The 18912-nt window shown below is 66.7% G+C and carries 18 protein-coding genes; 3 read left to right on the forward strand and 15 right to left on the reverse strand.

Translation table 11 applies throughout. The features are described 5' to 3' along the window. The first annotated feature begins 13 nt into the window (after positions 1 to 13). The gene (gene fur, locus AC1RRP_RS15860; protein ID WP_493037853.1) at positions 14 to 442 is read left to right on the forward strand and encodes a ferric iron uptake transcriptional regulator; all 429 of its coding nucleotides are present in this window, start codon (positions 14 to 16) and stop codon (positions 440 to 442) included. A gap of 100 nt (positions 443 to 542) precedes the next feature. Here the strand turns inward: fur and hprK are convergent, their stop codons facing one another. From hprK to hpf, 3 genes are all read right to left on the reverse strand, one after another. Beyond that, positions 543 to 1490 carry an HPr(Ser) kinase/phosphatase gene (gene hprK, locus AC1RRP_RS15865; protein WP_493037854.1) on the reverse strand — a complete coding sequence of 316 codons (948 nt, stop codon included), beginning with the start codon at positions 1488 to 1490 and terminating at the stop codon, positions 543 to 545. 19 nt (positions 1491 to 1509) lie between these two features. Then, positions 1510 to 1977, reverse strand: a complete 468-nt coding sequence (locus AC1RRP_RS15870) for a PTS sugar transporter subunit IIA (protein ID WP_493037856.1) — start codon at positions 1975 to 1977, stop codon at positions 1510 to 1512. Positions 1978 to 2145: 168 nt separating this feature from the next. Further along, a complete protein-coding gene (gene hpf / locus AC1RRP_RS15875) occupies positions 2146 to 2478 on the reverse strand; it encodes a ribosome hibernation-promoting factor, HPF/YfiA family (RefSeq protein WP_057674484.1) in 333 nt (110 codons plus the stop codon). 455 nt (positions 2479 to 2933) lie between these two features. On the opposite strand from hpf, the gene corA reads away from it, so the two are divergent. Continuing rightward, complete coding sequence (gene corA, locus AC1RRP_RS15880) at positions 2934 to 3920, forward strand: magnesium/cobalt transporter CorA (RefSeq protein ID WP_493037858.1); 987 nt, start codon at positions 2934 to 2936, stop codon at positions 3918 to 3920. A gap of 118 nt (positions 3921 to 4038) precedes the next feature. Here corA and AC1RRP_RS15885 read toward each other — a convergent pair whose 3' ends face one another. The 4 genes from AC1RRP_RS15885 to AC1RRP_RS15900 all read right to left on the reverse strand — a co-directional run bounded on the left by AC1RRP_RS15885 (position 4039) and on the right by AC1RRP_RS15900 (position 9601). Then, positions 4039 to 4764, reverse strand: coding sequence for a 5'-methylthioadenosine/adenosylhomocysteine nucleosidase (locus tag AC1RRP_RS15885; RefSeq protein ID WP_493037860.1), 726 nt, complete (start codon positions 4762 to 4764; stop codon positions 4039 to 4041). A 13-nt stretch (positions 4765 to 4777) separates the two neighbouring features. Next, positions 4778 to 6454 (reverse strand): long-chain-fatty-acid--CoA ligase, encoded by a 1677-nt coding sequence (locus AC1RRP_RS15890; protein ID WP_493037862.1) that lies wholly within the window; start codon positions 6452 to 6454, stop codon positions 4778 to 4780. Between the two features lie 106 nt (positions 6455 to 6560). Continuing rightward, the gene (gene pntB / locus AC1RRP_RS15895) at positions 6561 to 7973 is read right to left on the reverse strand and encodes a Re/Si-specific NAD(P)(+) transhydrogenase subunit beta (protein ID WP_493037864.1); all 1413 of its coding nucleotides are present in this window, start codon (positions 7971 to 7973) and stop codon (positions 6561 to 6563) included. A gap of 20 nt (positions 7974 to 7993) precedes the next feature. After that, entirely contained in the window at positions 7994 to 9601 is a 1608-nt protein-coding gene (locus AC1RRP_RS15900; RefSeq protein WP_493037866.1) for a Re/Si-specific NAD(P)(+) transhydrogenase subunit alpha, read from the reverse strand. A gap of 149 nt (positions 9602 to 9750) precedes the next feature. Between AC1RRP_RS15900 and AC1RRP_RS15905 the strand changes: the two genes are divergently transcribed. Next, positions 9751 to 10245 (forward strand): NUDIX hydrolase, encoded by a 495-nt coding sequence (locus tag AC1RRP_RS15905; protein ID WP_493037868.1) that lies wholly within the window; start codon positions 9751 to 9753, stop codon positions 10243 to 10245. 13 nt (positions 10246 to 10258) lie between these two features. Here the strand turns inward: AC1RRP_RS15905 and AC1RRP_RS15910 are convergent, their stop codons facing one another. The 8 genes from AC1RRP_RS15910 to AC1RRP_RS15945 form a co-directional block, all read right to left on the reverse strand. After that, positions 10259 to 11269, reverse strand: a complete 1011-nt coding sequence (locus tag AC1RRP_RS15910; RefSeq protein WP_493037870.1) for a D-2-hydroxyacid dehydrogenase — start codon at positions 11267 to 11269, stop codon at positions 10259 to 10261. A 2-nt stretch (positions 11270 to 11271) separates the two neighbouring features. Then, the gene (locus AC1RRP_RS15915) at positions 11272 to 12618 is read right to left on the reverse strand and encodes an MmgE/PrpD family protein (RefSeq protein ID WP_493037872.1); all 1347 of its coding nucleotides are present in this window, start codon (positions 12616 to 12618) and stop codon (positions 11272 to 11274) included. A 19-nt stretch (positions 12619 to 12637) separates the two neighbouring features. Then, on the reverse strand, positions 12638 to 14050 hold the full coding sequence (locus AC1RRP_RS15920; protein WP_493037993.1) for an aldehyde dehydrogenase family protein: 1413 nt from the start codon (positions 14048 to 14050) through the stop codon (positions 12638 to 12640). After that, positions 14050 to 14697: a thiamine pyrophosphate-dependent enzyme gene (locus AC1RRP_RS15925; RefSeq protein WP_493037874.1), complete on the reverse strand. Its 648-nt coding sequence runs from the start codon at positions 14695 to 14697 to the stop codon at positions 14050 to 14052. The genes AC1RRP_RS15920 and AC1RRP_RS15925 overlap by 1 nt, the downstream gene beginning before the upstream one ends. 10 nt (positions 14698 to 14707) lie before the next feature. After that, entirely contained in the window at positions 14708 to 15247 is a 540-nt protein-coding gene (locus tag AC1RRP_RS15930) for a decarboxylase (RefSeq protein WP_057674473.1), read from the reverse strand. Positions 15248 to 15327: 80 nt separating this feature from the next. Further along, entirely contained in the window at positions 15328 to 16515 is a 1188-nt protein-coding gene (gene tcuB, locus AC1RRP_RS15935; RefSeq protein WP_493037876.1) for a tricarballylate utilization 4Fe-4S protein TcuB, read from the reverse strand. Continuing rightward, entirely contained in the window at positions 16502 to 17920 is a 1419-nt protein-coding gene (gene tcuA, locus AC1RRP_RS15940) for an FAD-dependent tricarballylate dehydrogenase TcuA (RefSeq protein ID WP_493037878.1), read from the reverse strand. Before tcuA ends, tcuB begins: the two co-directional genes overlap by 14 nt. A gap of 135 nt (positions 17921 to 18055) precedes the next feature. Then, the gene (locus AC1RRP_RS15945; RefSeq protein ID WP_493037880.1) at positions 18056 to 18811 is read right to left on the reverse strand and encodes an SDR family NAD(P)-dependent oxidoreductase; all 756 of its coding nucleotides are present in this window, start codon (positions 18809 to 18811) and stop codon (positions 18056 to 18058) included. Positions 18812 to 18912 lie beyond the last annotated feature (101 nt).

Consider the following 18912-nt stretch of genomic DNA (forward strand, 5'->3'; position numbering starts at 1 on the left):
TGGAAATACGCCCATGAACACCATCGACGAACTCAAGAGCACCGGCCTGAAAGCCACGCTGCCCCGCCTGAAGGTGCTGGAAATCTTCCAGAAGGGCGCCCAGCGCCACATGAGCGCAGAGGACGTGTTCCGTGTGCTGCTGGAGGATCGTTCCGACGTGGGCCTGGCCACCGTCTACCGCGTGCTGACCCAGTTCGAGCAGGCCGGCATCCTGACGCGCAGCAACTTCGAAGGCGGCAAGGCCGTCTTCGAACTCAACGAAGGCCAGCACCATGACCACCTGGTCTGCCTGGACTGCGGCAAGGTCGAGGAATTTTTCGATGCCGAGATCGAGAGCCGGCAGAACGCCGTGGCCAAGACACGCGGCTTCGAGCTGGCCGAGCACGCGCTCAGCCTTTATGCCCACTGCACCAAGGAAAAATGCCCGAACCGCACGAAATAGCGCCCCCCGCGCTTGCTCACTGCGCGTAGCCGTGCCCCCCGAGGGGACCGTCGTCGCCTTGGGACGGCCCGGCGGCGGCCACTGAACCGGGGCGTCGGCCTCAGCTCTCGCCCATCGCCTTGCGGTGGCGCTCCACGAATTCCTGGTAGGTGTCGATGCCGCGCAGCTGCAGGATGGTGTTGCGCACCGCGGCCTCCACCAGCACGGCTAGGTTGCGACCGGCCACCACTTGGATCACCGCCTTGCGCACCGGGATGCCCAGCACATCCTGCGTGAGCGGCTCATAGGGAATGCGCTCGTAGTCGCGCTCCAGCGTCTCGCGGCGCACCAGGTGCACGATGAGCTTGAGACGCATCTTGCGGCGCACGGCGGTCTCGCCAAAGATCGCCCGGATGTCGAGCAGACCGATGCCGCGGACTTCCAGCAGGTTGCGCAGCAGTTCGGGGCAACGGCCCTCGATGGTGTCCTGGTTCACGCGGTAGAGGTCCACCGCGTCGTCGGCCACCAGGCCGTGGCCGCGCGAGATCAGTTCCAGCCCCAGCTCGCTCTTGCCCAGGCCCGACTCGCCGGTGATCAGCACGCCCAGGCCCAGGATGTCCATCAGCACGCCGTGCATGGAGGCCCGGTCCGCGAAGTGACGCGACAGGTAGCTGCGCAGCACGTCGATGACATAGGCCGAGGACTCGGGCGACGAGAACATCGGGATATTGGCACCCTCGCACATCGCCAGCAACGCCGGCGGCACCTTCTGGTTGTCGGCCAGCACCAGCACCGGCGGCTCCAGTGTCGTGATGCGCGAGATCCGGCGCTCGCAGTCTTCCGGCGTGGCATTGGTCAGGTAGGCCACCTCGCGCTCGCCCAGCACCTGCAGACGATAGGGATGGATGTAGTTCAGATGACCGACCAGGTCGGCGCCGGAGTTGGCGGCACGCACGGCCACCTCGTCGAAGCGGCGCTCGGAAGCCCCCAGGCCGGCGACCCACTCCCACTTGAGCTTGCCGCGGAACTCCTCGAACAGGACCTCGGCACTGACGACGGTGGGTCTCATGTCAGGCGAGCGGCCAGGCTCAGGCCGGCTGGGCCGAGCGCCAGCTGGCGATCAGCGCGTGCAGTTCGATGGCGGAGGCGCTGCTGTTGAGCTTGGCGCGCAGCGCGGTGTCGCTCAGCAGCTCGGCAATCTCGGACAGGATTTCCAGATGCTTCTGCGTGGCCGCCTCGGGCACCAGCAGGAAGATCAACAGGCTGACCGGCAACTCGTCCGGTGCGTCGAAGCCGATGGGCTGGGCCAGCTGCAGCACGGCGGCCATCGGCGCCTTCAGGCCCTTGATGCGGCCATGCGGGATGGCCACGCCGTGGCCCAGGCCGGTGGAGCCCAGGCGCTCGCGCGCAAACAGGCTGTCGGTCACCAGGGCGCGATTGAGGCCATGCAGGTTCTCGAACAGCAGACCCACTTCCTCGAAAGCGCGTTTTTTGCTCGTGGCATCGACATGCACAAGCACTTGTGCGGTCGGCAGGATGGACGCTAGACGATTCATGATGTTCGAGTGGGCAGATTATGCACACAAAACGCCTCCCACGCCCTCTGCGCTGGCGCGGGTCGCCCCCGGGCGGCCCGGGGATGGCGCGGGAACAAAAAAGCCGCGGGGTCTCCGCGGCTGCTTGGGGCAGGACGGGCACGCAGCCCGGTCCCTGCGGCCGTCCGGCTATTGCATCAGGCGCTTGGCAGCGTCGTGATGATGGTCCTGGAGGCGGTCCTTGTGCCGCACCACCTGGCGGTCGAGCTTGTCGACCAGCTCATCCACGGCAGCGTACAGGTCCTCATGGGAGCTTTCCGCAAACAGGTCGTTGCCCTTGACGTGGATATTGCATTCGGCGCGTTGCCGTCGTTCCTTTTCCTTCTGTTTTTCAACGGTGAGTAGCACCTTGACATCGACAACCTGGTCAAAGTGCCGGGTGATTCGATCAAGCTTGGTCGTGACATAACTGCGCAGGGCTGGGGTGACTTCGAGGTGATGACCGCTGATCGTCAGGTTCATGAGTAGCCTCCTGTTGCTCTCGTATTGGAACGTCCGCCCGCACCTGCGAAGCCCGACGACGACTTCGGACTTCGCTGCTGCAGGCCAATTCACTATGCGCCCGGGCCGCTCGAAATGCAATCCCTTTTCCTTGATGCCGCACAAGTTTTTTGCGGACTTCGCCCCTTGAATCCCGCCCGTCGCGCAGGGGCTTGCCAGCCCGCAGACACCGGTGCAGAATGTCTGGATTGCAGCAGCTTCTCGCACCCTTCGCGAGCCTTGGCCACGGCCCTGCAGCCCTGCGCAATCCCCCGCTTCCTCAAGCCGGCACGGTGCCATAATTGCGCCTGTCGTCACTCTGGAGATCGCTCCTTGGAAACCTGCCCTAGTCGGTAGCTTTCGACTCCCGGCATCGGGGGTTGGAAGCCACGCCCCACCCCTACCCGCCCGATGCCCCAACCAAGAGGGAGTGAGCCATGCTCAACATCTTCACGCTCGCCAACGGCCGGCTCTTCCAGGAAGAGATCGAGTCGCTGGAAGAGCTTTCCAGGTTCCAACCCATCTGGGTCGACCTCGAATCGCCCACGCTCGAAGAGAAGCGCTGGGTCAAGCAGTACTATGGCCTGTCCATCCCGGAAGACGCGATGGACGAGGACATCGAGGAATCCGCCCGCTTCTATGAGGAAGACAACGGCGAACTGCACATCCGCAGCGACTTCCTGATCGCCGACGACGCCGAACCGCGCACCGTGCGCGTGGCCTTCATCCTGAACCAGCACAACACCGGGCTGCGCAGCCGCGGCGTGCTGTTCTCCATCCACGACGAGGACGTACCGGTGTTCCGCCTGCTGCGCATGCGCGCGCGCCGCGCCCCGGGCCTGATCGAGGACGCCAAGGAAGTGCTGCTCAAGCTCTTCGATGCCGACGCCGAATACTCGGCTGACACGCTGGAGGGCATCTACGACGAACTGGAAAAAGCCGGCAAACTGGTGCTCTCGGGCGACGTGACCGACGCCCTGGCCGGCGAGGTGCTGGGCGCCATCGCCCGCCAGGAAGACCTGAATGGCCGCATCCGCCGCAACGTCATGGATACGCGCCGCGCGGTCAGCTTCATGATGCGCAGCAAGATGCTCAATTCCGAACAGTTCGAGGAGGCGCGCCAGATCCTGCGCGACATCGACTCGCTGGATTCGCACACCGCCTTCCTGTTCGACAAGATCAACTTCCTGATGGACGCCACCGTCGGTTTCATCAACATCAACCAGAACAAGATCATCAAGATCTTCTCGGTGGCCAGCGTCGCCCTGCTGCCGCCCACGCTGATCGCCAGTCTCTACGGCATGAACTTCCAGTACATGCCCGAGCTGTCGCAGACCTGGGGCTACCCCTATGCGCTGGCGCTCATGGTGGCCAGTGCGCTGGTGCCCATGTGGTACTTCCGGCGTCGCGGCTGGTTGAAGTAGCCTCCCCCTGTTGACCGCTCACTGCGTGTAGCGGCCCTCTCCCCCTGAGGGGGACAACGCCAGCGGCCCGGCAAAGCCGGTTCCACGGCGTTCCCGCATCGAGCCCGTCCAGCCAGCGTTATTTCAGTTCGCGGATGAACTCGTCGATGATGGCCAGGGCGTAGCGGCTGGCGACTTCGGTGACGAACTGGGGGAAGTCCACGTGGGCCGTGTCGTCGGCGCGGTCGGAGATGGTGCGCACGGCGGCGTAGGGGATGCCGTAGTCGTGGCAGACCTGGGCCACGGCGGCGCCTTCCATTTCCACGGCCAGGGGCGGGTGGCCGGCCGCGCTGAGTGCGGCGTGCAGGGCCCTCGCCTCACCGGCGGCCGAGACGAAACGGTCGCCGCTGGCGATCAGGCCGTGGTGCACCGTGGCTGGCAAGGCCAGGCTTTGGAGACCGGCACGGCTTGCCGCCAGCAGCGCGTCGCCCAGGGTGATGTCGCAGGCGAAACGCTCGCGATCGTAGAGGGGGATCTGGTAACGCGGGAACAGGGGCGAGGCGTCCATGTCGTGCTGCACGAACTCGCGGGCCACCACCACGTCACCCACCTGGACGCCGGGGCCGATGCCGCCGGCCACGCCGGTGAACACCAGGCGCTGCGCGCCAAAGGCCTCGATCAGGGTGGTGGTCGTGGTCGCCGCGGCCACCTTGCCGATGCGGGAGAGCGCCAGCACGACGGGGGTGCCATGCAGCTCGCCCAGCCAGAACTCGCGCCCGGCGCGTGCGACGCGCCGGGGTTCGTGCAGCAGATCGATCAGCCCCTGCTGCTCCTCGGCCAGCGCACTGAGGATGGCCGTGGTCATGCGCAGCTGGGCTTTACTTGGCGTCCCTGAGTTCGCGGCGCAGGATCTTGCCCACGGGCGTCTTGGGCAGATCGGTGCGGAACTCGATCACCTTGGGTTGCTTGTAGCCGGTCAGGTTTTCCTTGCAGTAGGCGCGCACCTGCTCTTCGGTCAGGGTCGGGTCCTTCTTGACGATCACGAGCTTGACGGCTTCGCTGGTCTTCTCGTCGGCCACACCGACGCAGGCGCATTCCAGCACACCGGCAAGCTTGGCCACCACGTCCTCGATCTCGTTGGGGTAGACGTTGAAACCGCTGACCAGGATCATGTCCTTCTTGCGGTCGACGATGCGGAAGAAACCGCGCTCGTCCATGATGCCCACGTCACCGCTCTTGAACCAGCCGTCGGGCGTCATGACCTTGGCGGTCTCGTCCGGGCGCTGCCAGTAGCCTGCCATGACCTGCGGGCCCTTGATGGCGATCTCGCCGGGCTGGCCCTGGGCCACGTCGCGGCCATCGTCGTCGATGATCTTCATCCAGGTGCCGGGGATCGGCACACCGATGGTGCCGGTGTATTCGGTCGCCGTCACCGGGTTGCAGCTGGCCGAGGGGCTGGTCTCCGACAGGCCGTAGCCTTCGCAGATCGGGCAGCCGGTCTTCTCGAACCACTTCTGCGCCACCGCGCCCTGCACGGCCATGCCGCCGCCGACCGAGACCTTGAGGTTGCTCCAGTCCACCTTGTTGAAGTCGGGGTGGTTGGCCAGCCCATTGAACAGGGTGTTGACTGCCGGGAAGGTGTGGAAGGTGTGCTTGGACAGCTCCTTGAGCACCGCCGGCAGGTCGCGCGGATTGGGGATCAACACCAGCTTGGCACCGGTGCGCATGGACAGCATCATGCCCACGGTAAAGGCGAAGATGTGGTACAGCGGCAGGGCGCAGATGCCCGTGGACTGCTGGCCGGCCGGCACCTTTTTCATGGCCGGGCTGTTCCAGAGCTCGGACTGCAGCACGTTGGCAATGACGTTGCGATGCAGCAGCACCGCGCCCTTGGAGACGCCGGTGGTGCCGCCGGTGTACTGCAGCACGGCCACATCGTCGGGTTTGATCGCGGGCTGGCGCAGCGTGCCGCGCTCACCCTTGGCAATGGCGTCGTTGAAACGCACGGCGCCCGGCAGGTTGAAGGGGGGCACCAGCTTCTTGACCTTGCGCACCACGAAGTTGACCAGGGTGCCCTTGAGCAGGCCCAGGCGGTCGCCCATGGCGCACAGCACCACGTGCTTGACCGGCGTGGCGGCGATGCACTTCTCCAGCGTGTGGGCGAAGTTCTCGATGATGACGATGGCCTTGGAGCCCGAATCCTTGAGCTGGTGCTCCAGCTCGCGCGCCGTGTACAGCGGGTTGACGTTGACCACCACGTAACCGGCGCGCAGGATGGCGGCCACCACCACCGGGTACTGCGGCACGTTGGGCATCATGATGGCCACGCGGTCGCCCTGGCCCAGGCCCAGGCCCTGCAGGTAGGCAGCGAAAGCACGGCTGAGGCGGTCGGTCTCGCCGAAGCTCATCTCCTTGCCCATGAAGCTGTAGGCCGGACGGTCGGCGTACTGGCGGAAGCTTTCTTCCATCAGGGCCACCAGCGAAGCGTAGGGCGAGGGCGGCAGATCGGCCGGCACCCCTTCGGGGTAGCTCTTGAGCCAGATGCGGTCGGTCATGGTCGGATCTCCTGATAATTTTGTGGCGTTGCGGCGAAAAAAAAACCGTGCCGGGTATCACCCGGCACGGTCGTGCTTTTTTGGACGGGCAGGAAATTATGCCTCGTCAGGCCTTGAGCGCGCCCAGGACCTCGTCGAGCATCTTCTTGGCATCGCCGAACAGCATGCGGTTGTTCTCTTTGTAGAACAGCGGGTTATCCACGCCGGCATAACCCGAGGCCATGGAGCGCTTCATGACGATGGAGGTCTTGGCCTTCCAGACCTCCAGCACCGGCATGCCGGCGATGGGGCTGGTCGGGTCGTCCTGGGCGGCCGGGTTCACGATGTCGTTGGCACCGATGACCATGGCCACGTCGGTGTCCGGGAAGTCCTCGTTGATCTCGTCCATCTCCATCACGATGTCGTAGGGCACCTTGGCCTCGGCCAGCAGCACGTTCATGTGGCCCGGCATGCGGCCCGCCACCGGGTGGATGCCGAAGCGCACCTTGACACCCTTGTCACGCAGGGTCTTGGTGATCTCGTTCACCGTGTGCTGGGCCTGGGCCACCGCCATGCCGTAACCCGGAACAATGATCACGCTCTTGGCGTCGCGCAGCAGCTCGGCGGTGTCGGCCGCGGTCACTGGCACGACTTCACCTTGCGGCTCGGCGGCGGCGCCCGACTTGGCCGGGGTGCCCGCACCGGAGCCGAAGCCGCCGGCGATGACGCTGATGAAGTTGCGGTTCATCGCGTTGCACATGATGTAGGACAGGATGGCGCCGGAGGAACCCACCAGCGCGCCGGTCACGATCAGCAGGTCGTTGGACAGCATGAAGCCGGTGGCCGCGGCGGCCCAGCCCGAGTAGCTGTTGAGCATGGACACCACCACCGGCATGTCGGCGCCGCCGATGGCCATCACCATGTGCACGCCGAACAGCAGGGCAATGACCGTCATCACGATCAGCGGCGTCATGCCCTCGGCCGCAGTGGGCGCGTGGATGAATTCGCGTCCGAACCAGATCACGACCAGCAGGCCGACCAGATTGAGCCAGTGGCGTGCGGGCAGCAGCAGCGGCTTGCCGCCGATCTTGCCGTTGAGCTTGCCGAAGGCGATCAGCGAGCCGGAGAAGGTCACCGCGCCGATCAGGATGCCGATGTAGATCTCCACCTCGTGGATGACCTTTTCGACGCCCTGGTACTGGATCGAGGTGTCGACGTAGCTGGCAAAACCGACCAGGCAGGCCGCCAGGCCGACCAGGCTGTGCATCAGCGCCACCAGCTCGGGCATCTGCGTCATCTTCACCACCTTGGCGGCGTACAGACCAATGCTGCCGCCGACCACCAGCGCAGCGATGATCCAGGGGATGCCGGCCGGGCTGACCCGCGGGCCGAACACCGTGGCCAGCACGGCCAAGGCCATGCCGACCATGCCGAACAGGTTGCCGCGGCGCGAGGTCTCAGGGTTGGACAAGCCACCCAGGCTCAGGATGAAAAGAATGGCGGCGCCCAGATAGGCCACCGTAGCGAGACTTTGGGACATGGTTGTCTTTCTTCTCTTTTTTATTTACGGAACATGGCGAGCATGCGGCGGGTCACGGAGAAGCCGCCGAACATGTTGACGGCCGTCAGGATGATGCCGGCAAAAGCCAGCCAGCGGATCAGCGCGTCCGGGCGTCCGCCCGTACCGGCTTCCGGCGGCAGGATCTGCACCAGCGCACCGATGGCGATGATGCTGGAGATGGCGTTGGTCACGCTCATCAGCGGCGTGTGCAGGGCCGGGGTCACGTTCCAGACCACCATGTAGCCGATGAAACAGGCCAGCACGAAGACCGTGAAGTGGCCCAGGAAGGCCGCCGGCGCATAGGCGCCGATGAACCAGAAGGCCAGCGCAGCCACGGCAAAGATGATCGCCAGCGTCTTGGCCGGCAGCGGGGCGCTGCTGCCATGGCCGTGGCCACCCTTCTTCTCGGCCACCGGCGCGGCGGCCGCCTTCGGCGCGGGTGCGGCCGCGGGCTTCAGGGGCGGGGCCGGCCAGGTGACGTTGCCGTCCTTGACGACCGTCAGGCCGCGGATGGCATCGTCTTCCATGTTGACGTTGGCGACACCGTCCTTGGCCTTGCACAGCTCCTCGGCAACGCGGAACAGGTTGGTGGCGTACAGGGTCGAGGACTGCTTGGCCAGGCGCGAGGCCAGGTCCGTGTAGCCGACGATGGTCACGCCGTGTTTCACCACGGCCTGGCCCGGCTCGGTCAGCTCGCAGTTGCCGCCCTGCTCGGCGGCCATGTCCACGATCACGCTGCCCGGCTTCATGGACTTCACCATCTCGGCGGTGATGAGCTTGGGCGCGGGTTTGCCCGGGATCAGGGCGGTGGTGATGATGATGTCCACCTCGCGGGCCTGCTTGGCGTACATCTCGCGCTGCGCGGCCTGGAAACCTTCGCTCATGACCTTGGCGTAACCGCCGCCGCCCGAGCCCTCTTCCTCGTAGTCGACCTTGACGAACTCGCCGCCCAGGGAGACGACCTGGTCGGCCACCTCGGCGCGGGTGTCATTGGCGCGCACGATGGCGCCCAGGCTGGCCGCGGTACCGATGGCCGCGAGACCCGCCACGCCAGCACCGGCGATGAAGACCTTGGCCGGCGGCACCTTGCCGGCGGCCGTGATCTGGCCGTTGAAGAAACGGCCGAAGGCGTTGGCCGCCTCGATGACGGCGCGGTAGCCGCTGACGCCGGCCATGGAGGTCAGGGCGTCCATCTTCTGGGCGCGGGAGAGCGTGCGCGGCAGCGCGTCGATGGCCAGCACCGTGGCCTTCTTGGCCGCCAGTTGCTGCATCAGCTCAGGGTTCTGGGCCGGCCAGACGAAGCCGACCAGGGCACCGCCCTCACGCATGAGCGCCACTTCGTCCTGGCTCGGGGGACGCACCTTGAACACGATGTCAGCGCCCGCCCACAGGGCCGCAGCGCCCTGGACGATCTCGGCACCCACGGCGCGATAGGCCTCGTCGCTGAAATTGGCGGCATCACCGGCGCCGGATTCGACGGCCACCGTGAAGCCGAGCTTGGTGAGCTTCTCCACCACCTCAGGCACCGTGGCCACGCGTTTTTCACCCGGGAAGATCTCCCGCGGCACGCCGATGCGCTGCGCCGGTTGAGCTGTGCCAGCTTGCATAAATCATCTCCTGAACTCGATTGTCATGACGGTCAAGCAGGCCCTACCCCAGGGCGCTGCCCGCACATCACGAAAGCTTAACTGAGAAATCCATTCCGCCCAGGAATAAGCCGTATAACTATTTGGGGGCCGATTCATAATCCATGTCCATGAATATGCGCTGGAAACCGAGTGTCACCGTGGCCGCCGTCATCGAGCGCGAAGGCCGCTTTCTGCTGGTCGAGGAAGAGACCCCTGAAGGCCTGAAACTCAACAACCCGGCGGGTCACCTGGACCCGGGCGAGTCCCCCGCCGACGGCTGCGCGCGCGAGGCGCTGGAGGAAACCACGCACCGCTTCAAACCCACGCATCTGCTGGGCATCTACCTGTCGCGTTTCCAGCGCCCGCAGCCCGACGGCGGCGTGGAGGACATCACCTACCTGCGTTTTGCCTACACCGGCGAGCTGGGTGAGGTGGTGGCGGGCCGCCAGCTGGACACAGGCATCGTGCGCACGCTCTGGCTGACGCCGGACGAAATCCGCGCCAGCGGCGCGCGCCATCGCAGCCCCTTGCTCGTGCGCTGCATGGAAGACCACCTGCGCGGCCAGCGTTATCCGCTGGCGTCGGTCTACACCGACCCCACGGTCCAGCTGCTGCAGCGCTGAGGGACCCCCACCCTCAGCTGCGCGGGACTTCGCTTTCCAGCGGCGCGCCCTGCAGCCAGGCGCGCAGATTGCGCAGGAACAGTTCTGCCCCGCGCCGGCGCGTTCCCAGAGAGGCGGAGGCGCTGTGCGGTGTCATCAGCACATGGGGCATCGTCCACAACGGGGACTCGGGCGGCAGCGGCTCCCTGGCGTACACATCCAGGTAGGCCCCCAACAGATGGCCACGCGTGAGCGCCTCGATCAGCGCCGCTTCGTCGACGATCTCCCCACGTGCGATGTTCACCAGGCCCGCACCCCGCGGCAACAAGGCCAGGCGGCGCGCGTCGACCAGGCGGCGCGTCTGCTCGGTGAGCGGGCAGGCCAGCACCAGCCAGTCGCAGCGCGGCAACAGGCCGTCGAGCGCGTCCAGGCCCAGCACCTCGTCGAAAAACTCCGCCGGCTGCGCCTGCCGACGCAAGCCGATGGTGCGCACCCCCAAGGCCTGCAGCCCGCGGGCAATCCGCGTGCCGATGTGGCCCACACCCACGATCACGGCGGTCTGCCCGCCCAGGTCCGGCGCCAGGTCCTGGTCCCGGATGGGCGCCCACTCGCGCTGCTGCTGCGCCCGCAGCCAGTGCGGGAAGCCGCGCGCGAGCATCAGGAGGCCGGTCAGCGCGTTCAGGGCCACCGGCTCGGCGTTGGTGCCCGCGGCGGTGCTGATGCGGATGCCGCGCTGTTTTGAAGGCTGGTAGACCGCATGGTCCAGCCCGGCGGACACCAGCTGCAACCACTTGAGGCCAGGTGCCGCGTCGACCAGGGACCAGAAGGCCTGCCCCTGCGGGCTGCGGTGCTTGGCCGGCGTGCCTTCCCAGATGTCGCGCGAATAAAAGGCCACCTCGATGCTGGCGATCTGCTGCGCCGTGTAGTCCGCGTCCGGCTCGAAGTGCAGCAGCTCCAGCCGGCGTGGCGCCGCTGCCAGGATCTGCGCCAGGGCCGCCGCGTGCTCGACGGCCATCTGCCGGGAGATCAGGAGGCTGGCGCTCATGCTCAGAGGCTGGTGAGGCGCAGGTCCGCGACCTGCAGCCGCTCCATCTGCCAGAGCTGCGCCAGCAGCCGGGCTGCCGCCTCGGCGCCGATGACGGGCACGGCCAGCTCGGTGAACTTGTCGTTGATGTCCGCGTCGCTCAGCGGCGCTTCCGGGTCACCCTTGCGGCAGGGCGCGTACTGCTCGATCACGCGGCCATCCGTCAGGGTGATGACGATGCGCGCGGCGCGCAGGGCCGGGAAACCGGCGCTTAAGCGCGGGTCGGCCACGAGTGTCGTCTTGGCCATCAGGGCGCGGAGGCCGGTGTCGGCCAGGCGCTGCGGCTCGAAGGCGTTCAGGCGCACCGCGCCGTACAGCAACGCATGGGCGACCACATAGGGCAGGCTGAACTTGGCCTCGAAGGCGGTGCGCGGCTCGAAGTTGCCGGTCACGTCCAGGGCGGTCTGGTAGGTGTCGATGCGGATGGACGCGATCTGCGCCGGGTCCACGGTCTGCAGCTGGCGGATGTCCAGCATGGCGTCGATGGCCGCGAAGGTGTGGCCGCAGCAGCCATGGTTTTTCTGCGTGATGACCTGGATGTTGTAGCGCGTGCCCAGGTCCCGCGTGGCCTCGGCCCAGTTCGGGTTGAGCGACAGCGCGGCGCCGAAACCTGCGGCGCCTTCGAGGATGTCCAGCGCGCCCGTGATGCCCTGGGCCGCGCCCTTGCCGGCGGTCACACCCACCCAGGCCGCGTGGCCCGCGTGCAGGCACTTGGTCATGGCGTCCGACCGGAAGGCCTGCTGCAGACCCGAGGCAAAGGTGGCCGCGGTCGCCAGCGCATGGCGCATCACGTCCGGCTTGGTCCCGTCGACCAGGGCAGCCGTGGCCGCCGCGCCGCCGAAACAGCCGATGGTGCCCGTGGTGTGGAAATAGCGGTAGTGCGAAGGCTGCACGGCCACACCGATGCGGGTGGAGATCTCGTAGCCGATGGTGATGGCCTTGAGCAGGTCAGCACCGCTGCTGCCCCGCTCCTCGGCCACGGCCAGGGCGGCACCGATGGTCGGGCAGCCCGGGTGGTAGACCGCATCGCGGAAGATGTCGTCGAACTCGGCCGCGTGCGAGATGCTCCCGTTGATCCAGGCCGCCGTGGCCGCAAAGGCCGTGGTGCGCTGGCCGGGCAGGCTGGACTTGCCGTGCCCCAGCTCGTCCGCGTGGGTGCGCATGAGCTGCGGGCCCGGTGCCAGGGCGATGCCCGGGAACAGGGCCGAGAACCAGTCGATCAGCGCGCGCTTGGCATGGTGCGTGACTTCGGCGGGCAGGGGGCGGGCCGACTCGCGCTGGGCGTACTCGGCGAGTTGGTCGACGATCATGGTGTTTGCTTATCGAGCTTCAGTAGCTGATGGTCATCAGGCGTTCTTCGGTCATCTCGCGGATGGCGTAGGCCGGTCCTTCCCAGCCGAAGCCGCTATCCTTGACGCCGCCGAAGGGCATGGCGTCGATGCGCGCGCTCGATGCCTCGTTCACGTGCACGCCGCCAAAACGCAGGGCCTTGGCTGCCATGAACGCCGTGTGCAGGTCGGCCGTGAACAGGCCCACCGAGAGGCCGAAGGGCTGGGCATTGGCCTGGGCCACCGCGTCATCAATGCCGTCGAACTCGATCACCGACATCACGGGCGCGAAGATCTCCTCGCACACCACCTTCATTTCCGGATTCACACCGCTCAGGATGGTGGGGGGAATCACATTACCGACACGCTGGCCGCCGGTCAGCAGGCGTGCGCCCGCCGCCACGGCCTCGTCCACCCAGGACAGTGCACGCTTCGCATGGTGTTCGCTGATCATGGGGCCGATGATGGTGGCCGCATCGGCCGGGTCGCCGGCCTTCATTTTCTGCGCGGCGGCTACCAACTTGGGCACGAAGGCTGCGGCGATGCGGCGGTCCACATACAGGCGCTGCACCGAGGTGCAGACCTGGCCCGCCTTGCGGAAACCCGCGTTGAGAATCTTGGGAATGGCCAGGTCCATATCGGCGTCATGGCAGACGATGGTGCTGGCGATGCTTCCGAGCTCCATCTGCGTGCGGCGCAGGCCGGCCGCGCGCTGGATCTCGCGGCCCACACGGGTGCTGCCGGTGAAGGCGTAGAAGGCGATGCGCTGGTCGGCACAGAGCTGCGGGCCGACCACGGCACCGTCGCCGTGCACCAGGGCCAGCAGCGTGGGCGGCAGGCCGGCCTCGATCAGGATCTTGCAGAGCTCCACCGCGGTCAGCGGCGTGAACTCCGAAGGCTTGATCACCACGGCGTTGCCGCCGGCCAGGGCCGGACCCACCTTGTGCATGAGCACGTTGAGCGGTGAGTTGAAGGGCGTGATCACGCACACCACGCCGCGCGGCGAACGCAGAGTGAAACCCACGCGGTTCTTCACGCCGTCCGCCGCCTGCATGGGCACCATCTCGCCGTTCAGGCGCTTGGCTTCCTCGGCGCACAGCTCGAGGGTCTGCACACAGCGGCGCACCTCGTTGTCGCCGTCGGCGCGGGTGAAACCGGCCTCGTGGCGCATGAGCTCGATCAGCGGCTCCATGCGGCTCTCAACGATGCGCGCTGCGGCCAGCAGGATCTTGTAGCGCTGGTAGGGCGTGAGCGTGGACTGCTGCTGACCCGCCACGGCGCCGGCCACGGCGGCCGTCACCTGCTCGGACGAGGCCACGGCCATCTCGCCGTAGACCTGGCCGTCGTACTTGTCGCGCAGGGCCTGGCTGGACACACCGGCCACCCACTGCCCGCCGATCAGCAGCTGTTTCATCATGCGGCTCCGGCGTAGGTCTGCTGGTTGCCGCGGGTGTTGACCTTCAGGCCTTCCATGAACTTGTTGCGGATCTTGGCCGCGTCGCGTTCGGTCACGCCGGCTGGCGGCGCGTTGTCGGTGCGCGCGCAGATGAAGAGCGGGCCGTCGCTTGTGAGCGCCGCCTCGACCAGGGCTTCGAAGTGGGCTTCGTCTCGCGCCCAGACGCTCTGCACCAGGCCCGAGCCCTTGCCGATCGCGATCAGGTCCACATGGGTGGCCGTCAGCGTGGGCTGGCCGCCGGTGATCTGGTAGGAGCCATTGTCCCAGACGATGACGACGAGGTTCTTGAGCTTGAGGTTGGCGATGGTGCCCAGGGTGCCCAGCTGCATCAGCAGGGAGCCGTCGCCTTCCAGCGCAAACACCTTGCGCTGCGGCTGGGCCAGGGCCACGCCCACGGCGATGGGTGCGGCCAGGCCCATGGTGCCCAGCATGTAGAAGTTCTGCGGGCGCTGGCCGGCGGCCCAGAGGTCGAAATGGGTGTGGCCGATACCGCCGACCACGGCTTCCTCGTGTTTGAGTCTGGCCACGAGGCGACGCGTCAGGTCGGAGCGGTTCATGACCTTGGCCGTTTCGCGGCCCACGGATTCGAGCAGTTGTGCGTTCATGACATACACCTCAGTTCTTCTTCACACGTGCGGTCAGCAGCGGCGACAGGATCATGGCCGCGGCCGCCTGGGTGGCGTAGGCCTGTTTGATCATACGGTCGGCGATGAACTCCACATCGTCCTGGCGCTCGATGGCGTAGTTCTCGATGTTGAGCGAATTCAGGATGGGGCGCATGGTGCGGCAGACGATGACCTGGCCGAGCTGGAAGTCGCCCAGCGTACCGCGTTCGGAGATCAGCATCAGCAGCGGGATCTGGTAGGGCACGGTCAGCGAGGCCAGGGCATTGGGCAGGGTGGCAAAACCGCTGGTCTGCATCAGCACGATGCCGCGCAGGCCGCCCATATAGGCGCCGGTCACGATGCCCACGGCCTCTTCCTCGCGCGCCGGGCAGACCACGGTGAAGTAGTCGTCGGCATGCAGGCGCTTGATCAGGGGCGCCAGCACCTTGTCGGGCACATAGGTGATGAGCTTGATCTCGTTCGCCTTGAAGACGCGGACCAGGGTCTCGTCCCAGGTTTCGCCGGTCGGGCCGGTCGTCTCTTGCACCATGGCAATACTCTCCTGTTGATGTCTGATGACAGCCGATGCAAGGCCGTGGCAATGCATCGTTAATTTTTGGCGTCGAGCGCTTACTCGTCACCCACCTTGAGCTTGCTCGGCAGGCGTTTTTCGATGGCCCACTTGAGCAGGGCCGCGCTGCGGAAGAAACCGTGCGCGAACTTGCCATAGGGCAGCGTGAGGAACAGGGCCATCACGAACCCCAGGTGCAGGGCCAGCGTGGCCGGCATGAACGCCGTGCCACGCGCAGCCCACAGGCCCAGGCCCGTGAGCGAGGTGAAGAACAGCAGGGCGATGAAGCCGCGGTCCATGGGTTTTTGTGCCGCGTCGCCATGCTGCGGGTGGCGCCGCAGGTTGAGCCGGTACAGCCCCGCCGTGCCGATCAGCAGCAGCACGCCGCCGATGGCGCCCAGGACCTTGGGCAGGCTGGGCAGGTCATAGGGCGCGACCCAGCCCCAGAGGTAGTGGTAAAGCGTGGCCACGCTGGTGGCGGCGAAACACAGCATGAAGCCGTAGAAGGTGGCGTGGTGGAAGGCACGGCGCTTTTTCGTCCAGGCGTCGTCCTCGTTGTGGCAGCCCTCGCCGTGGCCGCCGTCCAGGTACTTCAGGCGCAGCACGTCGTGCGTGGCCTCCAGCGCCGCACCGCCCTGCACGGCCGCGATGACCGGAGCCTCATAGTCGCGGCCCGGCGTCACCTCGCGCCAGAAGCGGCGCAACCCCAAGGACAGGGCCAGCACGGCGAACAGGAAGACCGGGGCGAACAGGCTCACCAGCAGGTTGTGCGGGAAGATGCCGTAGAAGTCGGCCGAGGCCGGCACGCGCCACAGCGTGTCCTTGAGCCACAGGGTCAGCATCATGAAAAAGGCCAGGGCCCCCGCCGTGGCCAGGGAGAGCGTGAGGCCATTGCGCTGGTAGAGCTTGCCCAGCGCACGGGGCCAGGCAAAGTCCGTGTAGGTCTGCAGGCGCACCTTGGCCATGGCCTGCGGCACGTTGATGGCGAATTCGTGCGGCGGCGCGTACTGGCAGGCGTGCAGGCAGGCGCCGCAGTTGTGGCAGAGGTTGGCCAGGTAGTGGATGTCGGCCGGGTTGAATTCCAGCCGGCGTGTCATGGCCGGGAAGACGGCGCAGAAACCCTCGCAGTAACGGCAGCCGTTGCAGATCTGCAGCTGGCGCGCCACCTCGGCTTCCGGGCTGCCGGGCACCGCTTCTCCGTTGGCCAGGGCGCGCGCTTCGCGGGTCAGAGTCTCAAGCTGCAACACGTTCTTGCTCCGTCTTTTTCAGGTTCAGGGCGGCACGCGCCGCCTCGGTACCGGCGATCCGGCCGAAGGCCGTGCCGATGGACATGCCCACGCCGGCCGTGTAACCCTTGCCCAGCACATTGCCAGCCATCATCTCGCCCGCGACGTAGAGGTTGTCGCTGGGCACGCCGCCAAAGTGCACGGCGGCGCGCTCGTCGACCTTGAGGCCGAGGTAGGTGAAGGTGATGCCCGGGCGCACGGCGTAGGCGGTGTAGGGCGCTGTGTCCAGGGGCAGCGCCCAGTGCGTCTTGGCCGGCGTGATGCCCTCGGTGTGGCAGTCGTCCATCACCGTGTGGTCGAAGGTGCCGACACGGCAGGCCGCGTTGTAGGCGTTCAGGGTCTGCATGAAGGCCGCCTCGTTCAGGCCCAGCTTGCGGGCCAGCTCGGGCAGGCTGTCGGCCTTCACGCCCGGGAACACCGGCGGCATGAACCGGCCCACGGCCTTGCTGTCGATGATGGAATAACCGATCTGCCCCGGCTGCTGCGCCACCAGGCGGCCCCAGATGGCATAACGCTTGGGCCAGAAGTCCTCGCCCTCGTCGTAGAAACGCTGGCCATCGCGGTTGACCACCACCCCCAGGGACACACAGTCGATGCGGGTACAGATGCCGCCGTCGTACTCGGGCGCACGTGCATCGATGGCCACGCAATGCGACTGCGAGGGGTCGCCGATCATGTCGGCACCATGCTTCATCATGTCCTTGATCAGCACGCCCTGGTTGTAGCGCGTGCCGCGGATCAGGAAGTTGTCAGCCGGCCACTCGCCGCGCTCGTTCTGGCCCCAGGCCTCGCGCAGCCATTCGCGATTGGACTCGAAGCCGCCGGCGGCCAGCACGCAGGCCTTGGCCTCGATGCGCTCGTCACCGATGTAGGCCGCCTGGAACTTCCCGTCCTGGATGTCCAGGCGATCCACGGCCGCGTTGTAGCGGATCTGCACGCCCAGCTTCTCGGCGCTGCGGTAGTAGGCGTTGACCAGGGCCTTGCCGCCGCCCATGAAAAAGGCGTTGGTGCGCGACAGGCTCAGCGTGCCCGAGAGCGAAGGCTGGAAACGCACGCCATGCTTGATCATCCAGGGCCGGCAGGTGGAGGAGGCGCGGATGGTCAGGCGCGCCAGGTGCTCGTTGGTCAGGCCGCCGGTGACCTTGAGCAGGTCCTGCCAGAACTCTTCTTCGGGGTAGGCTTCCTGCAGCACGTCCTGCGGCGCATCGTGCATGCAGCGCAGGTTGCGCGTGTGGATGGAATTGCCGCCGCGCCACTCCCTGGGCGCGGACTCCAGCAGCATCACGCTGGCCCCGGCCTCGCGGGCCATCAGGGCGGCACAGAGCGCGGCATTGCCGCCGCCGATCACCAGAACATCCAGGCTCATATCAGTTGCCTTATTGCGTTGTACGCGACCCGCGACGCATGAAACGGGTCTTTTCGTGGAACGCCGTGGGACCGGCTTGGCCGGGCCGCTGGCGTTGCCCCCTTAGGCGGCCTTCGGGCCGCCTAAGGGGGCGCTTCAAAACTGGTATTTGCGCAGGCCGCCGTCCACGGGGATGACGGCGCCCGTGATGTAGCCGGCACGCGGCGAGGCCAGGAAGGTCACCAGATTGGCCAGCTCTTCGGGCTCACCGTAGCGGCCCACGGGGATCTCGTTCTCGCACTGCCATTTCTGGAACTCGGGCGAGTAGTTGCGCATGATCTGCTCGGAAATGATGCGCCCGGGCGGCACGCAGTTCACCGTGATGCCGTGCTGGCCCACCATGCGCGACAGGCCCTTGGCCCAGCTGTGGATGCCGGCCTTGGCGCAGAAGGCGCCGTTGATGTGCTCGGGCTCGCTCTTGCCGGTGATGCAGACGATGCGACCCCACTTGCGCTCGATCATCTGGTCGATCAGGGCGTCGCCCAGCTGGCGCGGACGGTGGAAGTTCAGCGTGATCGCCTCCTGCCACTGTTCTTCGCTCACATGCAGGTCCTTGAAGCTGCGCGAACCGCCGGCGTTGTTGACCAGGATGTCCACGTGCCCCAGGCCCTGGATGGCGGCCCGGGCCAGGTTCTGGGCGGCATCGGCCGCGTACATGTCCTGCTCGATCAGCACCGGGGCGTGGCCGCCGGCGGCCACGATCTCGGCGGCGACTTCCTTGAGCTTGTCCACGCGGCGCGCCGTGATGGCCAGACGCACGCCTTCGGCGGCCAGGGTCTTGGCGATGCCGCGGCCGATGCCGGCGCTGGCGCCGGTGACCAGGGCGGTCTTGTCCTTGAGTTGCAAATCCATGGTTGGGGGTGTCCACAAAACTGAGGATGTGAACTGTATACCGGGCATGCGGCCCGGGCGAGCCCCCGCGGCGCAAGGGGGTATCACAAGTTGTGATGGCC

This window comes from Hylemonella sp. GW821-FHT12C09 (assembly GCF_058807395.1).